At 40.7% G+C, this 21,749-nt stretch carries 24 protein-coding genes; 14 read left to right on the forward strand and 10 right to left on the reverse strand.

Annotated features, from left to right (window positions below; translation table 11 throughout):
* Positions 1–7 precede the first annotated feature (7 nt).
* Entirely contained in the window at positions 8–763 is a 756-nt protein-coding gene (yunB, locus tag BQ5321_RS06105) for a sporulation protein YunB (RefSeq protein ID WP_071393665.1), read from the forward strand.
* 79 nt (positions 764–842) lie between these two features.
* Here yunB and BQ5321_RS06110 read toward each other — a convergent pair whose 3' ends face one another.
* Positions 843–1,832: a M23 family metallopeptidase gene (locus BQ5321_RS06110; RefSeq protein WP_084786670.1), complete on the reverse strand. Its 990-nt coding sequence runs from the start codon at positions 1,830–1,832 to the stop codon at positions 843–845.
* Between the two features lie 261 nt (positions 1,833–2,093).
* Between BQ5321_RS06110 and lipA the strand changes: the two genes are divergently transcribed.
* Complete coding sequence (gene lipA / locus BQ5321_RS06115; RefSeq protein ID WP_071393666.1) at positions 2,094–3,011, forward strand: lipoyl synthase; 918 nt, start codon at positions 2,094–2,096, stop codon at positions 3,009–3,011.
* A gap of 57 nt (positions 3,012–3,068) precedes the next feature.
* On the opposite strand, the gene BQ5321_RS06120 is transcribed toward lipA, so the two are convergent.
* A complete protein-coding gene (locus BQ5321_RS06120; protein ID WP_071393667.1) occupies positions 3,069–3,707 on the reverse strand; it encodes a YhcN/YlaJ family sporulation lipoprotein in 639 nt (212 codons plus the stop codon).
* 393 nt (positions 3,708–4,100) lie between these two features.
* The gene (locus BQ5321_RS06125) at positions 4,101–5,378 is read right to left on the reverse strand and encodes an IS110 family RNA-guided transposase (protein ID WP_071393668.1); all 1,278 of its coding nucleotides are present in this window, start codon (positions 5,376–5,378) and stop codon (positions 4,101–4,103) included.
* Positions 5,379–5,761: 383 nt separating this feature from the next.
* Here BQ5321_RS06125 and BQ5321_RS06130 point away from each other — a divergent pair, with 383 nt between their 5' ends.
* On the forward strand, positions 5,762–6,037 hold the full coding sequence (locus tag BQ5321_RS06130) for a YutD family protein (RefSeq protein WP_071393669.1): 276 nt from the start codon (positions 5,762–5,764) through the stop codon (positions 6,035–6,037).
* Positions 6,038–6,104: 67 nt separating this feature from the next.
* Here the strand turns inward: BQ5321_RS06130 and BQ5321_RS06135 are convergent, their stop codons facing one another.
* Both BQ5321_RS06135 and BQ5321_RS06140 read right to left on the reverse strand, forming a co-directional pair.
* Positions 6,105–6,362, reverse strand: a complete 258-nt coding sequence (locus tag BQ5321_RS06135) for a cytosolic protein (RefSeq protein WP_187143722.1) — start codon at positions 6,360–6,362, stop codon at positions 6,105–6,107.
* A gap of 56 nt (positions 6,363–6,418) precedes the next feature.
* A complete protein-coding gene (locus BQ5321_RS06140; RefSeq protein WP_071393671.1) occupies positions 6,419–6,685 on the reverse strand; it encodes a DUF3055 domain-containing protein in 267 nt (88 codons plus the stop codon).
* Positions 6,686–7,201: 516 nt separating this feature from the next.
* Between BQ5321_RS06140 and BQ5321_RS06145 the strand changes: the two genes are divergently transcribed.
* The 4 genes from BQ5321_RS06145 to BQ5321_RS06160 all read left to right on the forward strand — a co-directional run bounded on the left by BQ5321_RS06145 (position 7,202) and on the right by BQ5321_RS06160 (position 10,610).
* Positions 7,202–8,509, forward strand: a complete 1,308-nt coding sequence (locus BQ5321_RS06145; protein WP_071393672.1) for an EAL domain-containing protein — start codon at positions 7,202–7,204, stop codon at positions 8,507–8,509.
* 85 nt (positions 8,510–8,594) lie between these two features.
* Entirely contained in the window at positions 8,595–9,041 is a 447-nt protein-coding gene (locus tag BQ5321_RS06150; protein WP_071393673.1) for a DUF86 domain-containing protein, read from the forward strand.
* A gap of 122 nt (positions 9,042–9,163) precedes the next feature.
* Positions 9,164–9,787, forward strand: a complete 624-nt coding sequence (locus BQ5321_RS06155; RefSeq protein ID WP_071393674.1) for a helix-turn-helix transcriptional regulator — start codon at positions 9,164–9,166, stop codon at positions 9,785–9,787.
* Positions 9,788–9,842: 55 nt separating this feature from the next.
* Complete coding sequence (locus BQ5321_RS06160) at positions 9,843–10,610, forward strand: TIGR01457 family HAD-type hydrolase (protein ID WP_071393675.1); 768 nt, start codon at positions 9,843–9,845, stop codon at positions 10,608–10,610.
* An 84-nt stretch (positions 10,611–10,694) separates the two neighbouring features.
* Here the strand turns inward: BQ5321_RS06160 and BQ5321_RS06165 are convergent, their stop codons facing one another.
* Positions 10,695–11,198, reverse strand: a complete 504-nt coding sequence (locus BQ5321_RS06165) for a phosphatidylglycerophosphatase A family protein (RefSeq protein ID WP_071393676.1) — start codon at positions 11,196–11,198, stop codon at positions 10,695–10,697.
* Positions 11,199–11,487: 289 nt separating this feature from the next.
* On the opposite strand from BQ5321_RS06165, the gene yutH reads away from it, so the two are divergent.
* From yutH to thrB, 3 genes are all read left to right on the forward strand, one after another.
* Positions 11,488–12,483 (forward strand): spore coat putative kinase YutH, encoded by a 996-nt coding sequence (gene yutH, locus BQ5321_RS06170; RefSeq protein WP_071393677.1) that lies wholly within the window; start codon positions 11,488–11,490, stop codon positions 12,481–12,483.
* A 380-nt stretch (positions 12,484–12,863) separates the two neighbouring features.
* Positions 12,864–14,159, forward strand: a complete 1,296-nt coding sequence (locus tag BQ5321_RS06175) for a homoserine dehydrogenase (protein WP_071393678.1) — start codon at positions 12,864–12,866, stop codon at positions 14,157–14,159.
* A 154-nt stretch (positions 14,160–14,313) separates the two neighbouring features.
* Entirely contained in the window at positions 14,314–15,225 is a 912-nt protein-coding gene (gene thrB / locus BQ5321_RS06180; RefSeq protein WP_071393679.1) for a homoserine kinase, read from the forward strand.
* A gap of 41 nt (positions 15,226–15,266) precedes the next feature.
* Here the strand turns inward: thrB and BQ5321_RS06185 are convergent, their stop codons facing one another.
* The gene (locus BQ5321_RS06185; protein ID WP_234978362.1) at positions 15,267–15,512 is read right to left on the reverse strand and encodes a NifU family protein; all 246 of its coding nucleotides are present in this window, start codon (positions 15,510–15,512) and stop codon (positions 15,267–15,269) included.
* A gap of 136 nt (positions 15,513–15,648) precedes the next feature.
* Between BQ5321_RS06185 and BQ5321_RS06190 the strand changes: the two genes are divergently transcribed.
* Positions 15,649–15,978, forward strand: coding sequence for a YuzD family protein (locus BQ5321_RS06190; RefSeq protein ID WP_071393681.1), 330 nt, complete (start codon positions 15,649–15,651; stop codon positions 15,976–15,978).
* 61 nt (positions 15,979–16,039) lie between these two features.
* Here BQ5321_RS06190 and BQ5321_RS06195 read toward each other — a convergent pair whose 3' ends face one another.
* Positions 16,040–17,107 carry an NAD(P)/FAD-dependent oxidoreductase gene (locus BQ5321_RS06195; protein WP_071393682.1) on the reverse strand — a complete coding sequence of 356 codons (1,068 nt, stop codon included), beginning with the start codon at positions 17,105–17,107 and terminating at the stop codon, positions 16,040–16,042.
* Between the two features lie 368 nt (positions 17,108–17,475).
* Between BQ5321_RS06195 and BQ5321_RS06205 the strand changes: the two genes are divergently transcribed.
* Positions 17,476–17,715, forward strand: a complete 240-nt coding sequence (locus BQ5321_RS06205; RefSeq protein WP_071393684.1) for a YuzB family protein — start codon at positions 17,476–17,478, stop codon at positions 17,713–17,715.
* A gap of 37 nt (positions 17,716–17,752) precedes the next feature.
* Here the strand turns inward: BQ5321_RS06205 and BQ5321_RS06210 are convergent, their stop codons facing one another.
* Positions 17,753–18,439: a DUF2225 domain-containing protein gene (locus BQ5321_RS06210; protein ID WP_071393685.1), complete on the reverse strand. Its 687-nt coding sequence runs from the start codon at positions 18,437–18,439 to the stop codon at positions 17,753–17,755.
* Between the two features lie 162 nt (positions 18,440–18,601).
* Here BQ5321_RS06210 and BQ5321_RS06215 point away from each other — a divergent pair, with 162 nt between their 5' ends.
* Positions 18,602–18,964, forward strand: a complete 363-nt coding sequence (locus tag BQ5321_RS06215) for a HesB/IscA family protein (protein ID WP_071393686.1) — start codon at positions 18,602–18,604, stop codon at positions 18,962–18,964.
* A gap of 53 nt (positions 18,965–19,017) precedes the next feature.
* Here BQ5321_RS06215 and BQ5321_RS06220 read toward each other — a convergent pair whose 3' ends face one another.
* The gene (locus tag BQ5321_RS06220; RefSeq protein WP_071393687.1) at positions 19,018–20,013 is read right to left on the reverse strand and encodes an NAD(P)/FAD-dependent oxidoreductase; all 996 of its coding nucleotides are present in this window, start codon (positions 20,011–20,013) and stop codon (positions 19,018–19,020) included.
* Positions 20,014–20,345: 332 nt separating this feature from the next.
* Here BQ5321_RS06220 and BQ5321_RS06225 point away from each other — a divergent pair, with 332 nt between their 5' ends.
* Complete coding sequence (locus BQ5321_RS06225; RefSeq protein WP_071396801.1) at positions 20,346–21,572, forward strand: NAD(P)/FAD-dependent oxidoreductase; 1,227 nt, start codon at positions 20,346–20,348, stop codon at positions 21,570–21,572.
* Positions 21,573–21,749: the final 177 nt, after the last annotated feature.

Raw genomic sequence — 21,749 nt, forward strand, 5'->3', positions numbered from 1 at the left:
AATGGTCTTGGCGAAGCTTTTTCGCAGAATGAAACACAAAAGAGGACCGCTGCCGTTACGATATGTACTCTTAGTGACCTTAGTCTTTTTTATATGTTCAACCCTAATCTGTTTATGGGTAATTGAAAAGGAATTAGAGCCGACCTTGATGAGCTATGCGAAGTCGGAATCAAGAAATATCGCTACATTAGTCATCAACAATGCGGTTGATAAGCAATTTAATGCAGCTGAATCAGAGGACCTTTTTCGGACTATTCCTAACACGGATGGTTCCAATAATATTCAATTAGATACAGAAAAGATCATTCGTAAACAGACCGAGATTGTAAGTCTCATTCATGAAAATATTAAAGAAGCAGAGGAAGGGAATACGGATGTTCTCCGTTCTCTTACAGATGTTGAAATTGAAAAGAAAAAGCACGAGGAAGCAAAAGGAATCAATTTCTCCATTCCATTAGGGCGGGCAACCGATAATGCCTTGCTTGGTAATCTTGGTCCAGATATACCGGTAGAATTTTATGCAATCGGAGATGTGCAATCAGATGTCAAAACGAAAATAGAGGAATTCGGCATCAATGGTGGCATCATTGAAATATTTATTGAAGTGCAGGTCAATATTGAAATTATCGTTCCTTTTTCCTCCGATATTACGGTTGTGAAACGTAATATTCCAATTGGAATGGGTGTCTTCAGAGGCGACGTACCACAATTCTATAACGGCAATGGAAACAGCACTCCAGCCATACAACTGCCAAAGGAATAAAATAAGGGTGTCAGGCACAGCAGTTGGACAAATGATTGATTTTGTCTTTTTGCGGTGCCTGACACCCTAGTTTTCTTGTCTATTTCGCTCGTAGTCTTTCCTGTCGTTCCCACAGCCGTAAATGCGGATACGGATCAAAGGACCATTCTGTTCTTCCATTGTCCTTATACATTCCATAATGCAAATGAGGCGGGAATTTGCCAGATGTACCTGGAGGACCATAACCGGAGCTGCCAACACTGCCAATCATCTGACCTGGTTCAACCACTTGCCCGATATGTAGATCCTTGGCAAATCCATTTAAATGTGCAAAATAGTGGTAATTATTATTAATGTCGCGAATCCCGACCCGCCAGCCGCCGTATTTATTCCAGCCCTTCATCTCGACAATTCCATACGATGTCGCACGAACCGGAACCCCGTAGCTAGCAAAAATATCAGTCCCTTCATGAATCCGTCTGCCGCCCCAGCCCCGTGCATCTCCCCACGTGTTTTTGTAGCTGTGGTTACTGCGAAGCGGAACAGGAAATGCGTGATTCTCTAAATTCAAATGTCCAAAATGCCTGTAAATCTTGGCTTTTCCCATAATAATACTGACCGTTTTGTCACGCTTATAATAGTTCCATAAAGCCAGCTTTATATTATCGTGATCAGTACCATAATCTAAAATATGGCGGGCAAAGGAATAAAGAACATCTGCATCACTTTTAAGGGATGCTTTATTATCTCCGTCACCATCAGAACCAATCCCTTCAAAAAATTGAATCGTAAGCGGGTTTTCATCTGATCGATTTGGATTTGTGAGTCCGACCCATTCCTCCGCTGGAAAATAAATACCTGTTAAACCCTCTGCTTTTGGTAAATCCTTTCGGGATTGGCGGATATTTCGTTCATACTGGTCAACAGCAGCTAAATAATACCAGGGAATATTTGTTACGGATTCGATTTTTTGATATAGCTCCATTCTCCCAGCAAAGTGATCGGTTTGTTTATTTTCTGCCTTTGCCATGACAGGTTCATGTACAACAAGCAGTATGAAACAAAGCGAACAAAGTAAAGCCTGCCGCATACAAATCCTCCCTTCATTTTTAAAAGATAACTTTATCATTCGTTTTTTCAGCCCCTCAACATCTTAGACAATGGTAACCGGGAAGCCTGCACTTTTCTCTTCCTCATTAGTTTGTGAGGAGAAAAGGATTTCATAAATATAAATTTTTGGAAATACATGCTGTGGTTTCGATTTCTTGTTGTTCAATCTTTTTATATGTTAAAGTGGGAATGATAGAATTTCTGTATGGAATATTATTCTGAAATAGAGTGGAGTGAGGATATGTCCAATAAAAAAGACCTACAACGTAAACCAGAATGGTTAAAAATAAAACTCAATACAAATGAACATTACACAAACCTGAAAAAAATGATGCGCGAAAATGATCTACATACGGTATGTGAAGAAGCGCGATGCCCTAATATTCATGAATGCTGGGCGCAAAGAAGAACCGCTACTTTTATGATTCTTGGTGATACCTGTACAAGAGCCTGCCGTTTCTGTGCGGTTAAGACTGGACTTCCGTCCGAATTGGATTGGAAGGAACCGGAAAGGGTAGCAGATTCAGTCCAAATCATGAATTTAAAGCATGTCGTTGTAACTGCCGTTGCACGGGATGATTTAAAGGATGGTGGTGCTGCTGTCTTTGCGGAAACCGTTCGGGCTATCAGAAGAAAAAACCCGCTAACCTCGATTGAGGTATTGCCCTCGGATATGGGTGGGGTGTATGAGAATCTGAAAACATTAATGGATGCGAAGCCGGATATATTAAATCATAATATCGAAACGGTTGAAAGGCTGTCTCCAAGTGTAAGGGCAAGGGCAAAGTATGAACGTTCGTTGGAATTTTTACGCCGTGCGAAGGAGCTTCAGCCGGAAATTCCGACGAAATCTAGCCTTATGGTCGGTCTCGGCGAAACGAAAGAAGAGATACTAGCCACAATGGATGACCTGCGTGCCAACCAGGTTGATATTATGACCATTGGTCAGTATTTACAGCCGACGAAAAAGCATTTAGCGGTAGAAAAGTACTACCATCCTGATGAGTTCAAGGAGTTAAAGGAGATCGCGATGCAAAAGGGCTTCAGCCACTGTGAATCCGGTCCACTTGTCCGCTCCTCCTACCATGCAGATGAGCAGGTAAATGAAGCAGCCAAACAAAAGCATTCATTAGGAGACCAGGAGTTAAAAAATGCTTAGAATCAAAAAGAGCTCAGCTTGGCATCAGGCTGAACTCTTTTTATATTCGCATCAGCATCACTCTTTTTCAACATGGTTTGAGCGGTTTTGGATATGAATCATGTCTCCATTAGCATTTTCCTCATCATAAACCGGCTGACCTTGAGGTGTTTTTAGCATATCTCGAATCAGCTTATCAATGCCTGTTTCGGCATTTCGGCTGTTGGAATCAAGGTAGGAATAGCTTTCCATCGTTTCTCTAAGGTTAAAATTATCGCTGACATAGACACGGTACCAGCGAGGTACAACAGACATACCGGTTTTCTTAACCTGATCTGCAGTCAGATTCCGATTCTTTGTATCGGTAGCATATATAATGAGAACCTCTTCATCTGTCACAAGTGTCGCGGCATCCTGGACATTGGGAAGGTCCGTACAATATTTAGAAATCGTATCGGCGACCTTTTCGCGGTCAAGCGCTGTATAATGGTTATCTGAATGGTTTGTCCCTATTACAGGACTTTTTTGATGCCGTACGTAGCCGAAGTTTTCACTTTTATTCCCGTTTTGATGCTCCTTATATAATTCACGCCGGTCATCATTGACGTTAATCGTGTTGCCGCTATCCTTGTAGATATCCTCTCGTGCGCTATCCTTCTGACAGCCTGCTATGAGAGTGAGACTGCACAGTCCCATTATCAGCCATGTATTCTTCATTTTTGCTACTCACCTCCCTCTATAAATGTTGATTTATCAACGGTTTGACCCGTTGGTGGAGTGTCAAAAAAAAATTTTTCGACACGCTTCCTAACAATATTTTTATATTATGTGAAACTATTCCATCATATGGGTACGCTACGCGGTCACTACTGGATAATTGTGGTAAGTAGTGTCAGAGAATTATGTGATGCACAATGGATCTCTGCGTAACTTATGATGACGTACCCTCCCATATCTCTGGGCATCTGTGTGCCTACATTCCTTCGTTCGGTCTAGTCATAAGGCAGAGGCTAGCGAAGCTCCTTTAGGGACTCTAGGTCGAATGGTGAATATAATGCCAGCTTCTCCGTGTCATCCTGTTGTCTAGGTCTGTAAAGGGGATGTAGAAATCTATATAGTCTCTGCGAGACTCGGAATATCCTTCATCATTCGCTGCGCATCAAATGCTTTGTGCTTCGTGCTGATTCCATGTAACACTTTTAATAGTTTTCCGCATAGAACCACGATGGACTGCTTCTTACGTAATGGATTAACCTGACGATTTGTATAATATTCGTGCAGTTTTCTAAAAGCTTCATTATAGCGAATCATCGGCATCATGACTCTAAATAGGAGGGCACGCAGCTTTCTTCTGCCACGTTTGGAGATGCGCTTTTGCCCTTTGTGCTGTCCGGAAGAACTCTCTCGTAATGTCAACCCCGCGAGTTTGATTAGTTGGCGTGGGTCTTCATAGTATGAAAAGCTTCCGATTTCAGCTAATAAATCAACTATCGTTGTATCTCCTAGTCCTGGTACCGTTGATAGCCACTCGTACTCTACAGAAGTTTTTACAAGCTCAACTAAGTGCCCCGTAATCCTCTCGATATCTTGTTCCAGCTGATGGTAACGGCGAACGAGCGTGGCGATTTCAATACGGGCCATCTCACGTCCTTCTGTTACTCCAATGGAATAAGCAGCGACTTCAATGAGGCGCACTGCTTTTGGTCGTTGGGGAGATTTGAGCCCCTCGATCTTTCGATAAAGGGATAAAACCTCATCAGCTTGTTTCTGATGGAGATCACTCGGAAATGGGGTACATTCTAGTACAGCCATTGCCATCTTTCCAAATGACGGAAAGACCTGAGTAAACTCAGGAAAATAGCGATCTAACCAGCGTATAATCATGTTTTTGACAGCACTAAGTTCCTCTGTCAATTTCCCTCTAAACGTTGATCCAACACGAAGTTCAGCCTCCATGTCTTTCAAGATACGTGGATAACTGAAGCGTCCATCTTTAATAAGACGAGCGATTACTAGCGCATCTTTACGGTCATGTTTTGTTGGTAAATTGTCATCCAATTCCTTTGACTTTTTAACGTGCAAAGGGTTGGTCATGACCAGGGGAATACCCCGTTCTTCAAGGAAATAGGCTAAATTTAGCCAGTAATGGCCTGTTGGTTCAATCCCAACAATGACCTCCGTTTTTTCGTATTCTTTCATTGCAGTCAAAATACGTTGATAAAACCACTGGAAGCCATCACTAGACTGTAATACTGGGAAAGATTTTTGGAGCACCCGACCACGGTCATCTACAAAGCAAGCAAAATGTTTTCGCTTGGCAATGTCAATTCCGACTACGAGTGTATTCTCGGTGACTTGATTTATTTTCTGATTTTCGTTAAAATCCACTTTGGAGTCCTCCTTGGTTAACTAAGTTAGGGGTCATTTCGCCACACGATTTGACACCCCGTATCATACCAAGAGGGCTCTTTTTTGTTCAAGTCCCCGAAAATTCTTCTAACAGGAATGCTCCTTAAGTATATAGTGACCGATGTGACTCTTTTTTCTCATAGCAATTGTTGGCGATTCTGCTACTAGCTTGCACTTTTTTAGAATTTATGGCTAAATCTTCTTATAGCAATCATTCCAAGCACGGCGACAATAGAGGACGTTCGGCAAACATCGAGGTTCTTGGAATGTCATGGGAAGCGTATAGATAAAATACTGTGTCTACATTACGGTTGGCTGAAAAGCCCCCATTTTTGGAGAGACACTTTCGAGGGGTGAAAAGAATGGTTTGCATTGAAAATACCTGTTACGAAATCGTTGAGGAAAGAGGTGATGGCTTCAACGAGGAGGCTTTTCGCAGCCGATTTAGCGATATTTTAACAAAATATGATTATATTGTCGGAGACTGGGGGTACGGGCAGCTCCGTTTAAAGGGCTTTTTTGACGACCAAAATCAAAAGGCCTCATTTGATACGAAAATCAGCACGGCTTCAGAATACCTATATGAATTCTGCAACTTTGGCTGTGCCTACTTTATCGTCAAAAAAGTAAAAAAATAAGGTGTCAGGCACCGCAAAAAGACAAACTGCTAGTATTTGTCGATCTGCGGTGCCTGACACCTTTATTTTATTCATCATGCGGTGGGTGAGCCCCTTCCATCTGCCGGGGCAGATGCTCGTGTAGCGATTTATTCTCATAGTTAAAAGCACTGTAAGGGCGTTGTCCTTCCTGCCATGGGGTGCTTTTATTTTCAACCGGTGTATTTTTGCCAATTGGTGAACCGACAGGCCCTTCGGGAAATTCCTCAGGGACGATATATTCTTCCATCGCTTCCACATTAGAAAAATTACTATATTTTTTAATTTCTTTATCGCCCAATATCATCACCTCTGCTTCAGTATTCGCTAACGGAGGGAAAATATGAGCGATTCTCCATTCAATTAGACGATTTCAGCCAGAAAGCTAGTGAGTTCTGCTGCAGCCTCTTCATCTAAGCGGAATACATGCTCTATATAACCTTCTTCCTCAAGGTCGTCTTGCCCGATAATCGCAAAGTTGCCGCCTTGAATATCGAGCACTAATATTTTTCCGTAATAACGGTCTGAATACGTGATCGCTAAATCAAAGCGATGATTCTCCCCCATAAAGCTAACAAACCTTGTTTTCGTGTTCTCCGTATCATCATATAAGAAAAAGCGCTCTGCCATCATTCTCTCCCCTTTATTCACATTCGTTACAAATATTTCACAATAAAATATTGTTATCCCTATATTAGCAGAAACGAGTGTTATACACTAATGGTTGAGACTGTCAAAAAAATATTTCATAAATAGATTTGGTGAAAATTATGGTACAATATACATAAGTATATTAATATGACGGAACCGGGCTTTGAATTTCTCCAACTAGCGGCAATAAAGTCACTTGGCTTATCAAGCTTGTGAGTAATCGAACTTGTTAAACCGTTTACAATGACAGATTACGTTAACTTCATTCATCAGTAGTCCTCGACTTCTACAAGTTGGGGATGAATGCAAATAGTACTTCGATTCAGAGGGGGTTCAAACCCCTGCTGAATGAAGTTAAGCCTCCGGCGAGTCTTGCGATTTTTAAAAGGTAGTTTACCCGAGCGAGCTCAGGTAATCCGGACGCAAATTCGACGGGCGAATTTGATTTTCAAAGATAGATTGGTTTTCTATGCTTCTGAGAGGAAGGAATATTCGATGAGACTCGATAGGAAATACAGAAAATGGATTGATTGGTGGAAAGTCATTCTTCCGTTACGAAATATCAGATTTTTCCCACCACGTTTTATCATAAGAGATCCGATTGTAGAAGGGGTTTCACAGGCATTTAAGAAAGGGCACGAAGTGGCTGTCATTGTCTATCATATCAGAAATCTTCAGGATATATCGCAGTGGTTTGGTGAAAGTGAAATGGAAATGGCCATTCAAACGTTGAAAAAAACATTTCGTGAAGTAACCGAACAGGAACAGAGAACAGATAGCATAATCCTGATTGATTATCATTATGGAGATGGGTTTACAGTCTATTTTCAAGTAGAAGATGATATCGAGCAGAGAGTATTTGATGTAGAAGCCTTAATGAATAAATTATACATGGACATGAAGCATTCGCTATCTTCTAATCCAATATATGATCAGTTAATTGTTGATAAAGGTTTTATGTTTATTGATAAAAGCTACACATCTGTTCAGGATGCGATTTACTCAGGGCGTAAGCAGGCCTTAACGATGGCTGAAAAAAGGGTCAAAAGTGAATACCTTGAGATGCGTTATAAGATGAAAAAAATCATTCAGAAAAAAGAGATTCGGATGTTTGCTCAGCCAATCATGGATATGATGACAAAGGAAATTCATGCATGGGAGATGCTGACTAGAGGTCCTGAAGGGACTAATCTTGAAATGCCGTTACGTTTATTCTCCGTTGCAAGACAGACAGGAAATTTGTATGATTTAGAAATGATTGTCCTTGAGAGAATCTTCGAAAAAATGAAGGAAACAGGCTGTCATCAAGAGATTTTTGTTAATTTTACACCACTGACACTTGGAAATAAGCGCTTTGTTCAAGATTTGCAAACTCAATTAGCCAACTTCAGCACCGTTAATCCACGTCAGATTATTATTGAGATGACGGAGCAAGATTCAGTGGATGAGAAAAAGGGATTAATCGATAATATTAAAAAGCTGCGAACGCTCGGCTTCCGCTTTGCCTTAGATGATACCGGCGCCGGCTATTCTAATCTTTACTCCATTGGCGAAATTCTGCCGGAAATTATTAAGATTGACAGAGCGTTAATTCAAAATATTCATGAAAGCTCTGTAAATGAATCAATGCTAAGAGGAATTCTGCTTGTCGCTAGAGAAGTAGGTTCTAGAGTGGTTGCTGAAGGTATTGAAAAAGGGGAAGAAATCAGTGTCTTATCCAGACATGAGGTGGACTATGCCCAGGGCTATTATTTTGCGCGGCCAACCGATTTCACCCATCAGTTGCTCGCTTCACATTCATAAAAACGGCACACTCATACATAAGCAAATATTATAGAGCAACAAAAATCAAATGGACTGGAAGAACGATGAGGGAAGGATGATAAAGATGTATTTTGTCGATAGAGAAAAAATTGAAGAAACACTCCATTACCTTGAAGACCGGATTGACTTGTTCGAGGAAAATAGTACATGGGAAACGGAAATGGAAAAAGCGGCCTTGGAAAGAATTCTACATATGATACTTGAGTCGATCCTTGATGTTGGCAATGGCCTAATCGACGGCTTTATTATGCGTGACCCAGGCAGCTATGATGATATTATTGATATTTTAGAGGATGAAAGGGTCATTACAAAGGAAATGTCTGAAAGCTATAAAAAGGTAATTGCTTTCAGAAAAAATCTTCAGCAGCAATATACTCAAATTCAGCATGCAGAACTTCTAGAGGGCTTCCAGCAGGAATTAATCCAGTTAAAACAATTTGCGCCAAAGGTACGAGAATACATGATAAATGAGCTTGGACCGGTTACAGCCTTTAAACCAACGGCAAAATAAGCTGAGTGTAGCAAGCGGGAGGTCTGTAATTCCGCAACTTTAATGGGAAAGGACTCCGAGTTGAAGCTATTTTTCCAGGTACAGAACGCTTAAATGCTTTTCTTACAAGGATGGTGGAGGAAATGTTAATTAATACGCGGAATACAAAGGAACAAATATTGGCCCTTTTAAAGCAATACGGCAGCTTAACAATCATGGAGCTGTCCAATGAATTAGGCATAACAGAGATGGCTGTGAGAAGGCATGTACAGACATTAGAGCGAGACAAGCTCATTCGTTCTAATGTTAAAAAGCAGACAATGGGCAGGCCTTCTAAGGTATACGAGCTTGCCGAGCAGGGAGAGAACTTTTTTCCGAAAAAATATAAAGAACTTAGCCTTGAAATCTTAAAGGGATTAAAGGAAGCTGGGCACGAGAATTTAATCAATGAGATTATCCAAAAGAAGAGAGAGCAGTTTCTTGAACAGTATAAACTTGAGCATAAGAATGAAACATTAGCCGTAAAGCTTGAGAGCTTAAAGCGTATTCAAGAGCGTGAAGGCTATATGCCGCAAATTGAGGAACATGAGGGCAAGCTCCACTTTAAGGAACTGAATTGTCCATATGTTGAATTAGCGAAGGAATTTCCGGCAATTTGCCAGGCTGAGCGCGAGTTTATCAAGCAGTTCCTAGATGCAGATTTAACGACACTGTCATCAATGGCGGATGGACATACATGCTGTCACTATTCGATTCAAGAAAACTAATCACACACTGGCTCCAATTTTTCTTCAAGAAGCTGCAGCAAACGGAGGTGGATGAATGAAATCCTATAAAGGGTATTTAATTGATCTCGACGGTACCATGTATAGAGGAACCGAGGTTATTCAGGAAGCCGTAGATTTTGTTAATAGACTAAATGACCGCGGATTGCCTTACCTTTTTGTCACGAATAATTCTTCACGGACACCGGCACAGGTGGCTGAAAAACTGCGTGGGTTCGGGGTAAAGGCAAAGGAAGAACAGGTGTTTACCACTAGTCTAGCAACGGCAAATTATATTTATGAACAAAAGCAGGATGCCTCAATTTATGCGATTGGTGAGGAAGGACTCTTAACCGCTATAAAGGAAAAGGGCTTTTCCCTTGCAGGAGAAGAGGCTGATTATGTGGTAATTGGCATCGATCGCTCCATTAGCTATGAAAAATTAGCGATCGCTTGTTTAGCTGTCCGTAAGGGTGCTATCTTCATTTCTACTAATGCTGATATTGCACTGCCAACGGAAAGAGGATTCATGCCTGGTAATGGTTCCTTAACTGCCGTGGTTACGGTAAGTACACAAACTCAGCCAATCTTCATTGGCAAACCAGAGTCGATTATCATGGAGCAGGCCTTAAAGGTCATTGGAACAAGTAAAGAAGACACCATCATGATTGGCGATTACTACGACACCGATATTATGGCAGGAATGAATGCGGGTATCGATACATTGCTTGTTCATACGGGAGTGACGACTAAGGAGCTGCTGAAGGGATACGAGAAGCAGCCAACCTATGTTTTGGATAGCCTGAATCAATGGGAAATCATATAAAAAAGCACGCACCAGCTGCGTGCTTTTTTATATAAACCCTTTGCAAACGGCTCATCGGCGAAGGGTATGGATGTTGCGGAGAAATTATTCTACATTTTCAGCACGGTGGGCAAGGCGGCTGGAAGCGGCAGCAGCAATGGCACCGACGATATCATCTAAAAAGGTATGGCAGAAACCGGAGGATTTATCATTTAGCTTTTTTAGAATACCAGGCTTTTGTTTATCAATATAGCCATAGTTTGTGAAACCGATTGAACCATACACATTGACAATGGACAAGGCTAGGATTTCGTCCACGCCATATAGACCCTCATCCGTCCCGATAATGGATTGCAACGGCTCTTCAAGAAGTCCCTTTTCTGCGAGCATGTCAAGCTGAATCCCCGTTAAGATCGCGTTTTGCACCTCTCTTTTCGAAATGACACGCTCCACATTATGCAGACAGTCCTCCATTTTTAGGTTCGTATGATAATCCTTTTGCAGATAATAAACTAACTCGGCGATTTCTTCCGTTTTCACTCCTCTTTCATTCAACCATCTTCTGGCTGTTTCTTCAGTTATATCAATCGCTTTTCCTTCTTCGCTCATCATGTTTCACCTTTTTCTTAAGATTTTCACAACACTCACTGCAAACTATTGAATACACTCCTACATCTTCAGCATTTCCGTTGATTTTACCCTTATTCAAGAAGTGCACAAGTTTCCTGTTCCTTCGTCATAAAATATAATACATCAGCTTTTGCCAAAGAAGCTGAATAATAAATAGTATTAGGATTATTCTATCAACTTTTTGTGTATCTGCCAAAGAAGAACACATATTGTTTTGTAAAAAAAATTTCTTCCGCAATATTCGTCATATTAAAAGAGGTGAGGAAGTATGCTGCAAAAGCTTCTAAAACAATATTATGGGATTGAGGCGTCTGAAGCGATGCCGATAGGTCATTATCATTCCTGTAAAAAAGAGAATCAGCGGTTTATTTTAATTCCAGTTAATCATGCTACAGAAGAGGAGCTGGCAGAATTAGAGCAAATAGCCAATCATCTAAAAAATAATGGAGACCGCTCAGTCAGTACGTTTCTATATACAAAAGAGAATCATAGAGTTTTAGCTTTAGAATCGGATAAGTACTGTGTTCTCGTGATCAGGGAGTCTCCGTCAAGAATCGGTCAAATGGGAAGAAAACTGGCGAAATTCCACTATCGAGGCCGGTCTATTTCTTTTCCAGTACAGAAGATTACAAGAATCGGACAATGGAAGAGCCTGTGGGAAATGAGAATAGACCAAATGGAAAAGGTTTGGAGCAGTATGCTTTACCAGCCTCCCGAAAATGAATTTGACCGCATGTTTATGGAGTCTTTTCCCTATTATATGGCCATCGGAGAAAATGCGATTCAGTATTTAGTGGATACTGAGTTGGATGATGACCCAAAGACGATTGACAATGGAACGGTCTGTCATATTCGTTTTACAACCCAGACCTGGGGTGATTCAAACCTGAGAAACCCGTTTGATTGGGTTTTTGATCATTGTAGCCGTGATTTAGCTGAATGGACGAGGGAATGCTACTTCCATCATTATCGGACGTATCAGCCGGAAATCCAAAGTTTCTATAAGGATTATCAATCCATTGAACCTTTAAGTTCCTTTGCCTGGAGATTATTATATGCAAGATTAATCTTTCCGCTTCATTATATGGAATGTATTGAGGATTATTATTCGACGAGCTCTGAGCAGCAGCAGCGCCTCTTAACGGAAAGGCTGGAAAGCTATTTGCAGCACTCGGGTGATCATGAAAAATTTCTGCAGGATTTTTATCCATTGGTGGAGGCTCCTGTTCATAAATTCCAAATTCCTGTTATGGATTGGCTATAAAAACGCGAGACGATTCGTATTCTGAGAATCGTCTTTTACCTTTCACTTTTTTCATTTCTTTTGTGAAAAAGGCTATTTTCGCAGTATAATAAAAATAATGAAAAAAATAAGAAAATAAGGAGGCTAAGGGAAGTCCTGCATCATACATATGGAGGCAAAAGCAAGGAGAAAAAGGATTTATGTCCATTTTTGTAGCTGTGTATGAAGGTAGAAAAAATTTTCAACCTCACTCTGAGTAGAGGAAAATAAGGTAAGGAACCGTTTTCACTGTCAGACAGTAGAAAATTATTCCTTGTAAAACCAGTATATTCACACTATAATGTCTACTATACACATACAAATGTACACTTATAAAGCACAGCAAAAGGGGAGGGCTAGCAGTGAACGTGATTTCAATTGGTTTATTAGGACTAGGCACAGTGGGTTCGGGTGTTGTAAAAATTATCGAAGATCACCAGGATAAGCTTATGCACCAGGTCGGCTGTCCAATTAAAGTGAAAAAGATTCTAGTGAAAAGCTTGGAGAAAGAACGTCCAATTGATATTGAACCATCTGTTTTAACAACAGATGTTAATGATATATTGTTAGATCCAGAAATTGATGTTGTTATTGAAGTAATGGGTGGTGTCGAAAAGACAAAAGGCTATCTCTTGCAGGCATTAAAAAATAGAAAGCATGTCGTAACAGCTAATAAGGATTTAATGGCCATTCATGGAGCAGAGCTTCTACAGACAGCCTCTGAAAATGAATGCGATTTATTCTTTGAAGCAAGCGTTGCCGGCGGTATTCCTATTTTAAGAAGTATCGTGGACGGTTTGTCTTCAGATAAAATCACCAAAATTATGGGGATTGTTAACGGAACTACGAACTATATATTAACAAAGATGAGTAAAAACGGTGCTGCTTATGATGAAGTACTGAAGGAAGCGCAGGAGCTGGGCTTTGCTGAAGCGGATCCAACTGCGGACGTAGAAGGCTTCGATGCGGCTCGTAAAATGGCTATTCTTGCCACACTTGGTTTCTCCATGGAGATTGATTTGGATGACGTGTCAGTACAGGGAATTTCATCCGTAACAGAAGAAGATATCCAATATGGTAAGCAGCTTGGCTATACGATGAAATTAATTGGCATTGCTAAGCAGGATGACGATAAGGTAGAAGTAAGCGTACAGCCTACCTTTTTATCTGATTCCCATCCGCTTGCAGCCGTTCAGAACGAATATAATGCTGTCTATGTCTGTGGTGAAGCGGTCGGTGAAACCATGTTCTACGGACCGGGAGCGGGCAGCCTGCCGACAGCTACATCCATTGTGTCAGACCTCGTAGTAGTGATGAAAAATATGCGCGATGGTGTAACAGGAAAAAGCATTGTATCACCACAATATCCGAAAAAATTAAAGGACGATAATGAGATTTTCTCAAAATACTTTCTACGTCTGCATGTATCAGATGAAACAGGAGTATTCGCAGAAATTACTTCGCTATTTGCCGAGCATAATATCAGCTTTGAAAAGATTCTTCAGCTGCCTGTTATCAAACGGGAAGTGGCTGAAATCGTTCTGGTTACACATCATGCCTCAAAGCAGGACTTTGAAGATATTTTAGTGAGATTAAGGGATTTAAAATCGGTAAAGGATATAAAGAGTACGTACCGCGTTGAGAGAAGCTCAAATTAATGTGATGGAAGGGGTTGCTTGGAATAGCAGTTCCTTACAGTTACCGGTCATATAGGACCCAAATACAGCCATTCAGTATAGAATAATGACACCAGTAAAGCTGCCATATGACGAGACGCAGGTTGCTGAGCATATCAAGGGAGTTGTCAAGGTTATGAATGAAAGTGACATGCTCATAATAAAGGTTCCCGCCAGTACGGCTAATCTTGGCCCAGGCTTTGATTCGATTGGCATGGCATTAAATCTTTATTTAACTCTAGAAGTAGAAAAAGCAGAAAAATGGGAGGTTGTTCCACTAAGTAAGGAAATGGCCTCCTTTCCGAAGGATGAAAGCAATTTTATCATTCAAATCGCAATGAAAACGGCCGCACGGTACAATCGAGAATTAACGCCGGCAAAAATAGGCGTAAAAAGTGAAATCCCCCTAGCCAGAGGACTTGGGTCCAGTGCATCAGCAATCGTAGCCGGGATTGAACTGGCTGATGTTCTAGGCGATTTAAACCTGACACGGCAGGAGAAATTTGTTATAGCGTCAGAAATTGAAGGTCATCCTGATAATGCAGGGGCGTCTGTATTCGGGGGCTTGATTATTGCCTGTCAAACTGCCGAGTCAATAGACGAGGTTGTGACCCATGAGGTTGATTTTGAAATTGTGGCGGTTGTTCCGCGCACAGAGCTTTTAACAAAAGAGGCTAGAGGGGTCCTTCCTGAGGAGGTAGCCTTTAAAGAGGCAGTGACTGCCGGAGCGGTCTCCAATGTCCTAGTTGCTGCCCTATTTAGCGGGAACTATGATTTAGTTGGAAGGATGATGGAGAAGGATCGCTATCACCAGCCATATCGACGAAAGCTTGTTCCGCACATGGCCATCATTGAAGAGCATGCACCGAAGTATGGTGCTTTTGGAGTAGCTTTAAGCGGTGCAGGGCCAACCATCCTATGTTTAACTAAGCCTGGTGCTGCACAGACTGTAATAGAAGGCTTACAGAAGGTTTTACCGGACATGGATTATTTAAGCCTACAGGTTGATCAATCTGGAAGTAAGGTTTATTCCATGACAGGTATATAAAAAAGAAAGCGACTATGATAGTCGCTTTCTTCATCTTCTGCTTAGAATACTTGTTCAACTTCTACAACACCTGGTACTTCTTCAAGCAGTGCTCGTTCAATACCGGCTTTTAACGTAATGGTTGAGCTTGGGCAGCTTCCACAAGCACCTAAGAGGCGTAATTTTACAATCCCATCCTCAACATCTACAAGTTCACAATCTCCTCCGTCACGAAGAAGAAAAGGACGCAATTTATCTAATACATCTTGTACTTGCTCTGTCATTGTTTGTTCTGACATCACGATCATCTCCTTTCCTACTCATAATTATTATTATAATCAGAAGAGGGGAAAAAAGCTATAAATGAGAATCGAAATCCAGCATTTGCTTTTAATGTTTTAGGTTGAAAATAGTATGATTATAGAATGAAAGGAGGAATGTAAAATGAGTCACAAAGTGGTGGAGATGGCTGTTTATGGAGCAGAGCAGATCTGTGCCAGCTGTGTGAATCTGCCCTCTTCAAAGGATACATACGAATGGCTGGAAGCAGCAGTAAAACGAAAGTTTCCCAACCAACCCTTTACCTATACTTATATAGACCTGTTCGAACCAACTGACGATGAAGAAAAGCAACGAATGATTAAAAAGATTATCGAAGAGGATTTATTCTATCCAGTCGTTGTCATTGAAGGTAACATTGTCGACGAAGGAAATATTCGCTTAAAGAACGTCTATGCGGAACTAAAAAAATATGGGTATCAGGAAGCGGATTAATAAGAATGGTCTTCAACCATAATGGCTAATAAAAAATCCGCAAAATTTTGCGGATTTTTTATTAGCCATTATGATATTTATACATCCAAAGAATACCTGACTTAATCAAGCGGGCAACTCTTCCTGTCACCGGCTTTTCGGCTACAAGACCAAAACCATGCTTTTTCCCAAGGGAGCCAAGGATTCCTTTTAGCTTAATCGTTGGTAAGGCTTCAGGAAGTGGTTCACCCTTCCAACGTGACTGTAAAACCTGTACGATCTGCTCGGCCTGACCTTCGGCTAGCTGAGCACTTGGTGCATGTGGCAAGCTAGCACAGTCACCAACTACATATACATGCTCATTATCAGGAAGATTATGATATGGCGTGATAACCACTCTGCTTTGTTTATCCTTTTGCACGTCCATTTCTCTAACAATCCGGTTCGGCTGTATCCCTGCCGTCCAAACGATGACATCGCATTCAATCGGTTCATCATGATTATAAAGGGTCTTCTCTTCCACTCTCGTGATATTGGAATTGTTGATAATTTCTACTCCGTGATTATCAAACCAATTCTGAACATATGTGCTCAGTCTCTCAGGGAAGGCAGAAAGAATATAGTTGCCTCGATCAAACAGCTTGATTTTAAGGTCCTTACGGCTTTCGTTTAGCTCAGATGCAAGCTCTACACCGCTTAAACCAGCTCCGATAATCGATACAACAGAGCCTGGAGGTAGATTATTCAAGGCTTTGTATGTTTCACGGGCTTTTTCAATGCTCTGAATACTGTAGGTATATTCGGCAGCACCAGGCACGCTATGATATTTATCTTCACAGCCCAAGCCAATAATCAAATCGTCATACGTAACCGGGTCTGCATCAGATAGAATTACTTTGTTTTCTTTTACATCAATTTTTTCAATCTCAGCATAAATGACTTTTAATTTTGCGTGTTCAGGAAGATCAACACGGACATGCTGGTCAGATATCGTACCAGCAGCAAGAGCATAGTATTCGGTTTTTAAACAATGATAGGGTAATCGATCAATTAAAGTAATGGATACATCTTCTGGTAATTGATTCGGCAGTAACCGAGCTAACACTCTCATTCCACCATAGCCTGCACCTAATATAACAAGGTTTTTCATTTCAATTTCCCCTTTTTGCTTCGTTCATCTAGCGGTTGTTTCCTTTCTATTATTTCGATGAAGGAAGTCATTCTCATTAATAGTTAAGTAGTAATATGTTTGTAGAATGCCTTTTCATTTTAAGGCACAATGATGGAAGCTTTTCTGTCTAGACAAAAAGGCTTCTACTATAATGTATTAATTATTCATAAAATACTGTGGATACACAAAGTATATCTAAATTGTGACAAAATAACAACAGATATGGGTAGAAATATTGACAAATTACCTATTCTATTAATTTACATCACTTTTTTAGTAGACAAGCGATTCTTTTGCGATGATGATATAAAAAAAGTATTATGATTTTATAATACGAGGTGAAAAAAATGATTAAACCAATTATAGAATTTTGCGTGAGCAATTTAGCCGAGGGTGCACAGCGGGCCAGGGAAAAATTTGAAAGCGATTATGATTTAGATGTTCTGGAGTACGGGTGCTTAGGCTACTGCGGTAAATGTGCTCATTCTTTTTTTGCTCTAGTCAATGGTGAGGTAGTAACAGGAGAAACACCTGAACAGCTTGTGGAAAATGTATATCAGTATTTAGAAGAAAATCCTCTTTTTTAGATAGAGCTGAAATGGATAAGGGTGCATAGGGTGCACCTTATCCATTGATATCCTGTCGAATATCCTGCCATCTTTCCTTTGCTATTTCTACAATTCTCGTTTCTGTTGCTCTCCGTTGTCCCTCAATAACCTTCGAGAAATACCTTCCTGATTCCTTTTTATTACCAGCTCGGTATGAAAGCTCTGCCAAAAGGTATAGCACACGTATTTCTGATACCTGTGTCCCCTGATAATCCTGGGTCATATAGGCCTCCTCATACTCCTGGATAGCCAGCTTCATAAAACGCTGCTCCTGCTCTGTATTTTCAAGCTCACGATAAAGCCAAGCAATTTTTAGATACATACCAGCTTGTACAATATGCTTTTCTTTTTTTAGCGACGCACAATAGACTGCCAGTTTATAGGTTTTGATGGCATCTTCTGCTGATCGTTTATCTGAAAAGCTATGGGGTTTCCATTGTGAACAGACCTTTTCCTGAATCGCCTCCTTTGTATCAGGTGGAAAGAAAGAGGAAAAATCATCCGAAAAGGAATAACCGCAAGCTGGACAAACTAGGATATGATAGAGCAAGGGATTATTTTCAGTGGGTGAATAGACAGGACATAGGTCTGTATCGGTACGAATTAATTTAATAAACCGCGAACGGAGTTTTTTTGATGTGAAAGAATTCCCACAAAGGGGACAATCACATTTTTTATCAAATAAGGCATCTAGTGCTGTCAATTGTATCACCTCTTATGATGTAAACTGATTCTTCTGTCCTAATATTATAGCTTAGTTAGTACAAAAGAACGAATAATTGTGCTTTTTTTGCTAGGTTAGTTAAGTTGTGGAGTGGTTGGGAAGTGTATATAATATAAAGAAAGTGTTAAAGGAGGAAAGTTCATGAGTGAAACAGTTAAGATAACCGAGGCAGCGGCTCTTCAGATAAAAGAAATGATGGTACAAAATGAAGAAGAAGGATCACTATTACGTGTGGCGGTTAAAGGCGGTGGCTGCAGCGGTTTGACATATGGAATGGGATTTGTTCAGGAAGCAGAGGAAGATGATGTTCAGCATGAGCAGCACGGAATCCAGGTGGTTGTGAAGAAAGAGGATGCGGCTATTCTAAATGGTACAATCATAGATTACAAGCAATCGATGATGGGCGGCGGGTTTACGATCGAAAATCCGAATGCCATTGCAACATGTGGTTGCGGATCATCGTTCCGTACCGCAACACAAACCGGGACACCGGAAAACTGTTAATCCAATAAATAAAAAGCGGTTAGCTTCATGGCTATCCGCTTTTTTGCGACTTTTTATTTAAATAAATCAGAGCTGTGCGGGACATGTTTTTTAGCGCTTGGGTCAAGATACATTTTTGCCTGTGAAACGGCTATTGGTGCTTCTCCAAAGCCATTTGCAATCAGCTTTACCTTTCCGTCATAGGTGCAAATATCACCGCAGGCATAGATTCCGGTAATACTCGTTTCCATTTTCGAATTGACCACAATCGAATTCCGTTCAATCGTTAAGCCCCATTCCTTAATCGGGCCAAGGGAAGAAACAAAGCCATAATTCACAATGACCGCATCTACATCAAGCGCTTCTTTTGCCTCTGTTTTTATGTTCTGAATGAGTACCTGGGTAATCCCATGTTCATTACTCATTAATTCTAACGGGACGTAGGGGGTTTTAATCTTTACCTCTGAATGCTCTAGATTTTCAACGCTATGTTCATGGGCACGAAATTTGTCTCGTCGATGAACAATTGTGACCTGATCGGCAACAGACTCAAGCATTAAAGCCCAGTCAACAGCAGAATCACCGCCGCCAAAGACAACGACCTTTTGACCGGCAAATTGCTGTAAATCATTGATGAAGTAGTGGAGGTTTTTTCCTTCAAATTGAGATGCATTTTCTAATTCAAGTCTGCGGGGCTGGAAGGCACCGTTACCGGCAGTAATGATAACGGCCTTTGAGTAGTGGATTTCTCTATTCGTGGTTAATTTGAAAATACTGTTCGCTTGTTTTTCTATTTTCTCAACGGATTGCTCAAGGATGATGGTTTGTTCAAACTTAGCTAGTTGCACTTTTAGGTTATCAATTAATTCCTGAGCCCGGACCTTAGGAAAGCCAGCGATATCATAGATGAATTTTTCCGGGTATAACGCAGATAATTGTCCGCCTAGCTGCGGCAGAGCTTCGATTAATTTAACTGAAGCTTGTCTCATTCCTCCATAGAATGCTGTAAACAATCCGACCGGTCCGCCGCCAATCACCGTAATATCATAAATATTCTGATCTTCCTTCAATCGTACAACCCCCTATTATGATTATTGATATTACTCAATATAATAACATACTTAAACATTTTTTCTTCGAAAAGGAAGTGTTAATTTCTATATTTTACTGTTAATTTAGATTATTTAGAATAACAAAATACCCAAGGGGAATATCGACTTCAATCTATTGAAAAAAGGGTAAATATAGAATATTATTATAGGAAGAGAGGTTGTTAACCTTTTGTGAATTATTTTATATTATATGAATATGTCTGTATTAGTGAAAAATATCACAATTAAATCTCCTTTTATCGCATCAAGGAGGATTTTATCGACAGGTGGGAAAAACTAATTTAAAGGGGATGATCATTTTGCTTAAGCCAAAAATCGTGATTCTGGGAGCGGGTTATGCTGGATTGATGACGCTTACAAGGCTGCAAAAAACAATCAATGTGAATGAAGCAGAGATCATATTAGTAAATAAACATGATTATCATTATGAAACTACCTGGCTACATCATGCAGCTGCCGGTACGCTGCATCATGATCGCGTCCGCTTTAACATAAACAATTTGATTGACCGTAATAAAGTGAAGTTTATCCAGGGGACTGTCGTTGAAATCAATACAGATAAGAAAAAAGTTAGATTAGAGAATGATGAAGTGTCCTATGACTATCTTGTTGTGGCATTGGGCGGCGAATCAGAAACCTTTGGAATCAAGGGCTTAAAGGAACATTCCTTCGCGATTGTCAGTGTGAATGCGGCACGAAAAATTCGTAACCACATCGAATATCAGTTTGCTACGTATCATACTGCAGGCGAAAAAACAGAGGATAAATTAACGATTGTGGTCGGCGGCGCAGGATTTACAGGTATGGAGTTTCTTGGCGAAATGACGGACCGTATCCCGAAGCTTTGCCGTGATTATGATATTAAAGAAAACCAAGTGAAATTCATTTGTGTGGAGGCGACTGATTCACCATTGACTGGCTTTGACACAGATTTAGTCAGTTATGCAATGGCTTATTTGGAAGGCAGGGGTGTTCAATTCAAACTGAATACGGAGATTAGGGAATGTACACCAGGTGGCGTGATAATCCAGTCAGGTGATGAACAAGAGGAAATAAAGGCGAGAACGGTTATTTGGTCAGCTGGTATCCGTGGCAGCACTGTGATCGATCGCTCAGGCTTTGAGGCAAAAAGAGGACGTGTAGTGGTACAACCTGATTTGCGAGCACCTGGATTGGATAATGTCTTTATTATTGGTGACTGTTCCATTGTCCTAAACAAAAAGGATCAATACGAGTATCCTCCGACAGCGCAAATCGCCATGCAACAGGGAATAACGTGTGCGAATAACCTCAGCAAATTAATTCGCAAAAAAGCAGATTTGGAAACCTTTGTACCTAATATTAGGGGCAGTGTCTGCTCGCTTGGGGAAAATAATGCCATTGGAATTGTCTATGGAAAGAAATTATTCGGTCCAAAAGCATTATTTATGAAAAAGGTCATTGATAATCGTGCCTTATATATGATGGGCGGCGCTTCACTTGTATTTAAAAAAGGAAAACTAAACCTATTTGGTTAATAAAAAAGGACAGAGCCGACTCTGTCTTTTATTTATTAAGAATTCTTTTTTTAAAAAAAGCTCTGTTAAAGCACAGTGTTGATTTTTTAGCAGGTTGATTTTCGTTTCAGGCACGAAGACTCCTGCAGGAGAAGCGAGACAGGCGAGACCCCACAGACACGAAGTGCCCGAGTCGGC

The sequence above is a fragment of the Bacillus tuaregi genome, assembly GCF_900104575.1.
In the GTDB taxonomy this organism is placed as follows: domain Bacteria; phylum Bacillota; class Bacilli; order Bacillales; family Cytobacillaceae; genus Bacillus_BD; species Bacillus_BD tuaregi.

Coding starts and splice junctions, on each gene's coding strand:
- BQ5321_RS06165 (WP_071393676.1), bottom strand. CDS start 11,198: ATGAGCGAAGAAGGAAAAGCGATTGATATAACTGAAGAAACAGCCAGA.
- BQ5321_RS06195 (WP_071393682.1), bottom strand. CDS start 17,107: ATGAAAAACCTTGTTATATTAGGTGCAGGCTATGGTGGAATGAGAGTG.
- BQ5321_RS06215 (WP_071393686.1), top strand. CDS start 18,602: ATGAGTGAAACAGTTAAGATAACCGAGGCAGCGGCTCTTCAGATAAAA.
- BQ5321_RS06130 (WP_071393669.1), top strand. CDS start 5,762: ATGGTTTGCATTGAAAATACCTGTTACGAAATCGTTGAGGAAAGAGGT.
- BQ5321_RS06155 (WP_071393674.1), top strand. CDS start 9,164: ATGTTAATTAATACGCGGAATACAAAGGAACAAATATTGGCCCTTTTA.
- BQ5321_RS06190 (WP_071393681.1), top strand. CDS start 15,649: ATGAGTCACAAAGTGGTGGAGATGGCTGTTTATGGAGCAGAGCAGATC.
- lipA (WP_071393666.1), top strand. CDS start 2,094: ATGTCCAATAAAAAAGACCTACAACGTAAACCAGAATGGTTAAAAATA.
- BQ5321_RS06135 (WP_187143722.1), bottom strand. CDS start 6,362: ATGATATTGGGCGATAAAGAAATTAAAAAATATAGTAATTTTTCTAAT.
- BQ5321_RS06120 (WP_071393667.1), bottom strand. CDS start 3,707: ATGAAGAATACATGGCTGATAATGGGACTGTGCAGTCTCACTCTCATA.
- BQ5321_RS06185 (WP_234978362.1), bottom strand. CDS start 15,512: ATGATCGTGATGTCAGAACAAACAATGACAGAGCAAGTACAAGATGTA.
- BQ5321_RS06160 (WP_071393675.1), top strand. CDS start 9,843: ATGAAATCCTATAAAGGGTATTTAATTGATCTCGACGGTACCATGTAT.
- BQ5321_RS06145 (WP_071393672.1), top strand. CDS start 7,202: ATGAGACTCGATAGGAAATACAGAAAATGGATTGATTGGTGGAAAGTC.
- BQ5321_RS06110 (WP_084786670.1), bottom strand. CDS start 1,832: ATGCGGCAGGCTTTACTTTGTTCGCTTTGTTTCATACTGCTTGTTGTA.
- BQ5321_RS06205 (WP_071393684.1), top strand. CDS start 17,476: ATGATTAAACCAATTATAGAATTTTGCGTGAGCAATTTAGCCGAGGGT.
- thrB (WP_071393679.1), top strand. CDS start 14,314: ATGAATGAAAGTGACATGCTCATAATAAAGGTTCCCGCCAGTACGGCT.
- BQ5321_RS06140 (WP_071393671.1), bottom strand. CDS start 6,685: ATGGCAGAGCGCTTTTTCTTATATGATGATACGGAGAACACGAAAACA.
- yutH (WP_071393677.1), top strand. CDS start 11,488: ATGCTGCAAAAGCTTCTAAAACAATATTATGGGATTGAGGCGTCTGAA.
- BQ5321_RS06150 (WP_071393673.1), top strand. CDS start 8,595: ATGTATTTTGTCGATAGAGAAAAAATTGAAGAAACACTCCATTACCTT.
- BQ5321_RS06225 (WP_071396801.1), top strand. CDS start 20,346: ATGATCATTTTGCTTAAGCCAAAAATCGTGATTCTGGGAGCGGGTTAT.